Annotated in this window: 6 protein-coding genes; all 6 read right to left on the reverse strand. The window is 71.4% G+C overall.

The window, feature by feature from the left end; genetic code table 11:
- Window positions 1-16: 16 nt before the first annotated feature.
- Window positions 17-2188 carry a 3-hydroxyacyl-CoA dehydrogenase NAD-binding domain-containing protein gene (locus AB0I68_RS08210; RefSeq protein ID WP_363176390.1) on the reverse strand — a complete coding sequence of 724 codons (2172 nt, stop codon included), beginning with the start codon at window positions 2186-2188 and terminating at the stop codon, window positions 17-19.
- A 51-nt stretch (window positions 2189-2239) separates the two neighbouring features.
- The gene (locus tag AB0I68_RS08215; RefSeq protein ID WP_363176391.1) at window positions 2240-3454 is read right to left on the reverse strand and encodes an acetyl-CoA C-acetyltransferase; all 1215 of its coding nucleotides are present in this window, start codon (window positions 3452-3454) and stop codon (window positions 2240-2242) included.
- A gap of 34 nt (window positions 3455-3488) precedes the next feature.
- On the reverse strand, window positions 3489-4631 hold the full coding sequence (locus tag AB0I68_RS08220) for an acyl-CoA dehydrogenase family protein (protein ID WP_363176392.1): 1143 nt from the start codon (window positions 4629-4631) through the stop codon (window positions 3489-3491).
- Between the two features lie 8 nt (window positions 4632-4639).
- Window positions 4640-5665, reverse strand: a complete 1026-nt coding sequence (locus AB0I68_RS08225) for an LLM class F420-dependent oxidoreductase (RefSeq protein WP_363176393.1) — start codon at window positions 5663-5665, stop codon at window positions 4640-4642.
- Window positions 5665-6807, reverse strand: a complete 1143-nt coding sequence (locus tag AB0I68_RS08230) for a CaiB/BaiF CoA-transferase family protein (protein WP_363176394.1) — start codon at window positions 6805-6807, stop codon at window positions 5665-5667. The genes AB0I68_RS08225 and AB0I68_RS08230 overlap by 1 nt, the downstream gene beginning before the upstream one ends.
- 103 nt (window positions 6808-6910) lie before the next feature.
- On the reverse strand, window positions 6911-7303 hold the full coding sequence (locus AB0I68_RS08235; protein WP_363176395.1) for an MmcQ/YjbR family DNA-binding protein: 393 nt from the start codon (window positions 7301-7303) through the stop codon (window positions 6911-6913).
- Between the last annotated feature and the right edge of the window lie 564 nt (window positions 7304-7867).

Consider the following 7867-nt stretch of genomic DNA (forward strand, 5'->3'; position numbering starts at 1 on the left):
CCGGCCCGGCCCGGAATCAGTCGGCGTACGTCTCGCCGCGCTCGGCCTTCTCGACCAGGGAGGCCGGCGGCAGGAAGCGCTCGCCGTACTGGTCGGCCAGCTCACGGGAGCGGGCGACGAAGCCCGGCAGGCCGCCCTCGTAGCCGTTGATGTACTGGATCACGCCGCCGGTCCAGGCCGGGAAGCCGATCCCCATGATGGAGCCGATGTTGGCGTCGGCGATCGAGGTCAGCACGCCCTCGTCGAGGCAGCGGACGGTGTCCAGGGCCTCGGAGAAGAGCATCCGCTCCTTCATGTCCTCGAAGGGGATCTCGGCGTCCGGCTTGGCGAAGTGCTCGCGCAGGCCCGGCCAGATGCCGGCGCGCTTGCCCGCCTCGTCGTACACGTAGAACCCGGCCCCGCCGCTGCGGCCGGGGCGGCCGAACTCGTCGACCATCCGGTCGATGACCGCGTCCGCGGGGTGCGCGGTCCACGGGCGGCCCTCGGCCTCGAAGGCCTTGCGCGTCTCGTTGCGGATCTTGCGCGGGAGGGTGAGGGTGAGTTCGTCCATCAGGGAGAGCACCTTGGCCGGGTAGCCGGCCTGGGCCGCGGCCTGCTCGATCGAGGCGGGCTCGACGCCCTCGCCGACCATCGCCACGCCCTCGTTGATGAACTGGCCGATGACGCGCGAGGTGAAGAAGCCGCGCGAGTCGTTGACCACGATCGGGGTCTTGTTGATCTGCCGGACCAGGTCGAAGGCGCGGGCGATGGCCTCGTCGCCGGTGCGCCCGCCCTTGATGATCTCCACCAGCGGCATCTTGTCGACGGGCGAGAAGAAGTGCAGTCCGATGAAGTCCTCGGGCCGCGCAACCCCTTCCGCGAGTCCCGTGATGGGCAGCGTGGAAGTGTTGGAGCAGAGCAGCGCGTCGGGGGCGATGACGTCCTGGATCTCCTGGAACACCTTGTGCTTGAGGGAGGTGTCCTCGAAGACGGCCTCGATGACGGCGTCGCAGCCGGCCAGGTCGGCCGCCTCGGCGGTCGGGGTGATCCGGGCGAGCAGTTCGGCGCGCTGGGCCTCGGTCGTACGGCCGCGGGAGAGCGCCTTGTCGAGCAGCTTCTCCGAGTAGGCCTTGCCCTTCGCGGCGGCCTCGGGGGTGACGTCCTTCAGCACCACCTCGATGCCCGCGCGGGCGCAGGAGTACGCGATGCCCGCGCCCATCATGCCCGCGCCGAGGACGGCGACCTTGGTGACCTTGCGCGGTGCGATGCCCTGCGGGCGGCTGCGGCCGGCGTTGACGGCCTGGAGGTCGAAGAAGAACGCCTGGATCATGTTCTTGGCGGTCTGTCCGGTGACCAGCTCGGTGAAGTAGCGGGCCTCGATGGTCAGCGCGGTCTCGAAGTCCACCTGGGCGCCCTCGACGGCGCAGGCCAAGATGTTGCGCGGGGCCGGGTACGGGGCCCCGTTCAGCTGCTTCTTGAGGTTCGCGGGGAACGCCGGGAGGTTGGCGGCGAAGCGCGGGTTGGACGGCGTACCGCCCGGGATCTTGTAGCCGGGCGCGTCCCACGGCTGCTTCGACTCGGGGTTGGCGTCGATGAAGGCGCGGGCCTTGGCCAGCATCTCCTCGGGGGTGGCGGCCAGTTCGTGGACGAGGCCGTTGTCGAGGGCGCGCTGGGGGTTGTACTGGGTGCCCTGGAGCAGGACCTTGAGCAGCGCGTCGGCGATGCCCATGAGGCGCACGGTGCGGGTGACGCCGCCGCCGGCCGGGAGCAGGCCGAGGGTGACCTCGGGCAGGCCGATCTTCGAGCCGGGGGCGTCGAGGGCGACGCGGTGGTGGGAGGCGAGGCAGATCTCGTAACCGCCGCCGAGGGCCGCGCCGTTGATCGCGGCGACGACGGGCTTGCCGAGGGTCTCGATGCGGCGCAGCGAGCTCTTGATCGCGGTGCCGGTGTCGAAGGCGAGCTGTGCGTGCTCGGGGCGCAGCCCGATCATGTCCTTGAGGTCGCCGCCCGCGAAGAAGGTCTTCTTGGCGGAGGTGTAGATGATGCCGCGGATGGAGTCCTTCTCGGCCTCGGCGCGGTCGGCGATCGCCGCGATGGAGTCCTTGAAGGCCTGGTTCATCGTGTTGGCGGACTGGCTCGGGTCGTCGAGGGTCAGGGTGACGACGCCGGTCTCGTCCTGTTCCCAGCGGATCGTGGTGGACTCGCTCATGGTCACTGCTTTCGTTTCGGAAGGTCCGGGGGCAGGGGGATGCAGGACGGTTCAGAGTCGCTCGACGACGGTCGCGACGCCCATGCCGCCGCCGACGCAGAGGGTGACGAGGCCGTAGCGCTTGTCCTGGCGCTCCAGTTCGTCGATGACGGTGCCCAGCAGCATCGCGCCGGTGGCGCCGAGCGGGTGGCCGAGCGCGATGGCGCCGCCGTTGACGTTGACCTTGTCGAGGGAGACGCCCATGTCCTTGACGAAGCGCAGGACGACGCCGGCGAAGGCCTCGTTCATCTCGATCAGGTCGATGTCGTCGATGGTCAGGCCGGCCTTGGCGAGGGCCTTGCGGGTGGCCGGGGCGGGGCCGGTGAGCATGATGGTGGGCTCGGAGCCGGAGACGGCCGCGGAGACGATCCGGGCGCGGGGCGCCAGTCCGTTGCGCTGTCCCGCCTCGCGGGTGCCGATGGCGACGAGCGAGGCGCCGTCCACGATGCCGGAGGAGTTGCCCGCGTGGTGGACGTGGTCGATCTTCTCGATCCAGTGGTACTTCTGCAGTGCGACGGCGTCGAAGCCGCCGAGGTCGCCGATGTCCGCGAAGGACGGCTTGAGCTTGGCGAGGGTGTCGGCGGTCGTCCCCGGACGGACGAACTCCTCGTGGTCCAGGACGACCAGGCCGTTGCGGTCGGTGACCGGGACGACGGACTTCGCGAAGCGCCCGTCCTTGATGGCGGCGGCCGCGCGGTCCTGCGACAGGGCGGCGTACTCGTCCACGTCGCGCCGGGAGAAGCCCTCGATGGTGGCGATCAGGTCGGCGCCGATGCCCTGCGGGACGAAGCCGGTGTCCCAGTTGGTCATCGGGTCGTTGAACCAGGCGCCGCCGTCGGAGGCCATCGGGACGCGGGACATGGACTCCACGCCGCCGGCGAGGACCAGGTCCTCCCAGCCGGAGCGGACCTTCGCGGCGGCCAGGTTGACGGCCTCGAGGCCGGAGGCACAGAAGCGGTTCTCCTGTACGCCGGCCACCGTGTCCGGGAGCCCCGCGGCGATGGCCGCGATCCGGGCGATGTCGGAGCCCTGGTCGCCGACCGGGCCGACAACGCCGAGCACGATGTCGTCGATGGTGGCGGGGTCCAGGCCGGGGTTGCGCTCGCGCAGGGCGTGGATGAGGCCGACGACCAGGTCGATCGGCTTGGTGCCGTGCAGGGCGCCGTTGGCCTTGCCGCGGCCGCGCGGCGTGCGGATCGCGTCGTATACGTAAGCTTCGGTGCTCACTGGTCAAGCCTTTCGGAGGTTTCCAAGGGGGAGGTCAGCCGAGCAGCGAACGGCCGATGATCTCTTTCATGATCTCGGTCGTACCGCCGTAGATGGTCTGGATGCGGCCGTCGGTGAAGGCCCGCGCGACCCGGTATTCGGTCATGTAGCCGTATCCGCCGTGCAGTTGCAGGCAGCGGTCGGCGACCCGCTTCTGGAGCTCGGTGGCCCACCACTTGGCCATCGAGGCGTGGACGTGGTCCAGCTCGCCGTTGGAGTGGTCGACGATGCAGCGGTCCAGGAAGGTGCGGGTGACGGCGCACTCGGTGGCCATCTCCGCGATCTCGAAGCGGATGTGCTGGAGCTTGGACAGCGGCCGCCCGAAGGCCTCGCGCTCCTTGACGTACTGGGTGGTGATCTCCAGCAGGTACTCGGCGGCGGCGATGCCGGCCATCGCGATGCCCATCCGCTCCTGCGCGAGGTTGGTCATCAGGTGGACGAAGGCGCCGTTCAGCTCGCCGAGCAGGTTCTCCTTGGGGACGCGGACGTCGTGGAAGAACAGCTCGGCGGTGTCCTGCGCCTTCTGGCCGATCTTGTCGAGGTTGCGGCCGCGCTCGAAGCCCTCCATGCCGCGCTCGACCACCAGCAGCGACAGGCCGTGCGCCCCGCCCTCCGGGGTGGTCTTGGCGACCACCACCACCAGGTCGGCGAGGATGCCGTTGGAGATGAAGGTCTTGGAGCCGTTGAGCACCCAGTGGTCGCCCCGGTCCTCGGCGCTGGTCCGGATCCCCTGGAGGTCGGAGCCCGCGCCCGGCTCGGTCATCGCGATCGCCGTGACGGTCTCGCCGGAGCAGAAGCCGGGCAGCCAGCGCCGCTTCTGCTCCTCGGTGGCGAGCGAGGTCAGGTACGGGCCGATGATGTCGTTGTGCAGGCCGATCGCGAGCCCGGCCGCTCCGGCCCGGGTGAACTCCTCGGCTATCACGGCGGCGTAGCGGAAGTCGGTGTTCCCGCCGCCCCCGTACTCCTCCGGGACGGCCAGGCCCAGCAGGCCCTGCCGGCCTGCGGCCCGCCAGGCCTCGCGGCTGACGATGCCGTCCTTCTCCCACTGCTCGTAGTGCGGCAGCACCTCCTTGGTGAGGAAGGTGCGGACCGTTTCGCGGAACGCCTCGTGGTCGGCGTCGAAGATGCGGCGTTGCATCGGGCCCCCTAAAGCCAGCTCTTGACGGTTTCGATCAGCCGGGCCGGCTCGGCGCCGACGGGCGTGACGTTCAGCATGGTGACGCCCGCCTCCCGGAAGGCCTCGACCCGCTCGCGTACGTAACTCTGCGGCCCGCACAGCGTCATGAGCTCGCAGAACTCGTCCGGGACGGCGGCCGCCGCATCGCGCTTGCGGCCGGAGAGGTAGAGCTCCTGGATCTTCCGGGCCTCCTCCTCGTAGCCGTAGGCGACGGCGAGGTCGTTGTAGAAGTTCTTGCCGACCGCGCCCATCCCGCCGACGTACAGCGCGATCTGCGGGCGCGCCAGGTCCCGTACGGCGGCCGCGTCCTCGCCGATCGCGAGCAGCCCGCCCGCGACGGTCTGCAGCGGGCCGAGCTCCGGGGCGCGCAGGGCCGCGCCCTCGGCGAGGGCGCTCCCCCACACCGCGTGGGCCTTCTCCGGGATGAACAGGGTGGGCAGCCAGCCGTCGGCGATCTCGGCGGTCATCCGCACGTTCGCGGGGCCGAGCGAGGCGATGTGGACGGGGATCGCGTCACGGACCGGCCGGGTGAGGATCTTCAGCGGCTTGCCGTGCCGGCCGCCCTTCTCGGGCGGCAGCGGCATGTCGGTGATGCCGTGGTGGTCGATCGTCTCGCGGCGCCAGATCCGGCGGCACAGTTCGACGGTCTCGCGGGTCCGGCCGAGCGGCTTGTCGTACGGCTTGCCGTGCCAGCCCTCGACGACCTGCGGGCCGGAGGCACCGAGGCCCAGCAGCGCCCGGCCGCCGGAGACCGCGTCGAGCCCGGCCGCCGTCTGCGCGATGAGGGCCGGGGTGCGGGAGTAGACGTTGAGGATGGCCGAGCCGATCTTCATCCGCTCGGTGCGGGCCGCCAGATAGCCCATGATCGTCGGGGAGTCGAAGCCCCAGGCCTCGGCGACCCACACGGCATCGAGCCCGGCCGCCTCCAGCTCGGCCGCACGGTCCGCCGCCTGCCGCGGGTCGCCGGCGTAGTCGAGCATCATCGACAGTTCCATCAGGCCTCTTTCGGGAGCAGGGCCGGTACGTCCCAGTCGGCGGCCACGGACTCGGTGTCCGCGCCCGGCAGGGCCGGTTCGCAGGTGACACGGGTCGGGGTCGCGGAGAAGCGCGGCGCGGGGGCGGGCTGGACGGTCCCGCCGAACTCGGTGAAGGTCCCGCGGGCGGCGAGGTGCGGGTGGTGCGGCGCCTCGCGCAGGGACAGCACGGGCGCCACACAGGCGTCGGAGCCCTCGAAGACCGCCGTCCACTCGTCCCGCGTACGGGACTTGAAACGGGCGGCGACGGCCTCGCGGAGCTCGCCCCAGCGGGCCACGTCCTTGCGCGCCGGGGCCCGGTCCTTGATCCCGAGCAGCTCCACGAAGGTGTCGTAGAACTGCTGCTCCAGCGCGCCGACCGCCATGTAGAGGCCGTCGGAGGTCTCGTACGTGCCGTAGAAGGGGCAGCCGCCGTCGAGGAGGTTGGCCCCGCGCCGGTCGTGCCAGCCGCCGGCCGCCATCATCCCGTGGATCATGGCGGTGAGGTGGGCGGTGCCGTCGACGATGGCCGCGTCCACGACCTGGCCGGTGCCGCCCGGGGTGCGGGCGTGCCGGAGGGCGGCGAGGACGCCGATGACCAGGTAGAGCGAGCCGCCCGCGTAGTCCCCGACGAGGTTGGCGGGGACCGCCGGGGGTTCGCCCGGATTCCCGATCATGCCGAGGGCGCCGGTGACGGCGATGTACGCGATGTCGTGGCCGGCGGTGTGCGCGAGCGGACCGCGCTGGCCCCAGCCCGTCATCCGGCCGTAGACGAGCTTCGGATTGCGGGCGTGGCAGTCGGCGGGGCCGACGCCGAGCCGTTCGGCGACCCCGGGGCGGAAGCCCTCGACGAGCACGTCGGCCCGCTCGACCAGGTCCAGCACCTGCGCGGGGCCCTCGGCGGACTTCAGGTCGACCAGGACGGACCGCTTGCCGCGGTTGGTGACGTCGTACGCGGGATCGACCGCGAGCCCGCCACCGCCGGGACGGTCCACCCGTACGACGTCCGCCCCCAGATCGGCGAGGAGCATGGCGGCGAACGGGCCCGGGCCGATGCCCGCCAGTTCGACGACGCGCACGCCCGCGAGCGGGCCGCTGCCGGACACGTTCCCTGTCACTGCCATCGAGCCCCCAGCATCCCTGGCACCCCTGCCACCACTGTGTGACACAACTGATGTAACACCAGTGATGCTAGGAACGCGTTCCACTCAGCACAAGAGCAAGCGCTTAGCCGGTTGACTCGTTTCGCGCGTCGAGTTCCTCCAGGTGCCGCTTGAGGGCGACCGTCCGGTAGCTCTCCTCCACCCATTCGCACAGCACCTCGAGGGACGGCTGCCCCTTCTCCCCCAGCGGTACGGAGACCCAGCCGGCCCTCCCCAGCCCGTACCCGGTCGGCTCCGCCCCGGGCGCGGTCATGGCGTGGCCGTGCAGCGCCTCGTCCTTGAGCTTCACGGAGAGCCCGGGCGGCCGCGGGCCGTCGGTGTTGCCCAGGAAGACGAAGATCTTCTTGTTGACCTTCACGACGCAGTCCTCCGGGCCCCACGGAAACTCCTCCACGGCCTCCGGCAGCCCGCGGGCAAACTCCCGCACCGCCTCCCACTTGCGCACCGCAGCCTTCATGGACGCCTCCACTCAGCACAGGTCTCGTCCGCTCGCACGGACAGTCGGTCCTCACGCTAGCGCCGGTCCCGTCACCGGCCGGGCAACCGGACCGGAACACTCCGGCAAAAGCCCGTCCCACCTGCGAAAACCCGCGTGAGCAAACGCCATGGAGCTATGTACTCTGAGCGGGCTTTCAGTCCCGATCAAGGACTCACAGACATTTGGGGGGGGCTCGGTGTCTCATCGCCGACTCGCAGCATCCGCAGCCGTTCTGGCGGCCGGCATCTCGATCGCATCTCTCGTACCGGGTACGGCCCACGCGGCCGGCCCTGCCACCGGCAAGACCCACGGGGTCACCACGCCGGACCTGAGCAAGGCCGCAGCACCGAAGTTCACCACCTTCGCCAGCCCGGCCGACCGGTCGGCCCGCCAGGCCCCCGCGGCCGGGAAGAACCAGGCCGCGGGCCCCCCCCCCGCCGGCCGCCCCCCCCCCCCCCCGGGGGGGGGGGGGGGCGCCCCCCCCCCCCCCCCGGGCGGGGGGGGGGGGGGGGGCGCCCCCCGCCCGCCCCCCCCCCCCGCGGG

It is taken from the genome of Streptomyces sp. NPDC050448 (assembly GCF_040655295.1).
Taxonomy (GTDB): domain Bacteria; phylum Actinomycetota; class Actinomycetes; order Streptomycetales; family Streptomycetaceae; genus Streptomyces.

Bases quoted from the DNA above. Each gene is read 5' to 3' on its own strand.
- AB0I68_RS08210 (WP_363176390.1), bottom strand. From the start codon at position 2,188: ATGAGCGAGTCCACCACGATCCGCTGGGAACAGGACGAGACCGGCGTC.
- AB0I68_RS08220 (WP_363176392.1), bottom strand. From the start codon at position 4,631: ATGCAACGCCGCATCTTCGACGCCGACCACGAGGCGTTCCGCGAAACG.
- AB0I68_RS08225 (WP_363176393.1), bottom strand. From the start codon at position 5,665: ATGGAACTGTCGATGATGCTCGACTACGCCGGCGACCCGCGGCAGGCG.
- AB0I68_RS08230 (WP_363176394.1), bottom strand. From the start codon at position 6,807: ATGGCAGTGACAGGGAACGTGTCCGGCAGCGGCCCGCTCGCGGGCGTG.
- AB0I68_RS08235 (WP_363176395.1), bottom strand. From the start codon at position 7,303: ATGAAGGCTGCGGTGCGCAAGTGGGAGGCGGTGCGGGAGTTTGCCCGC.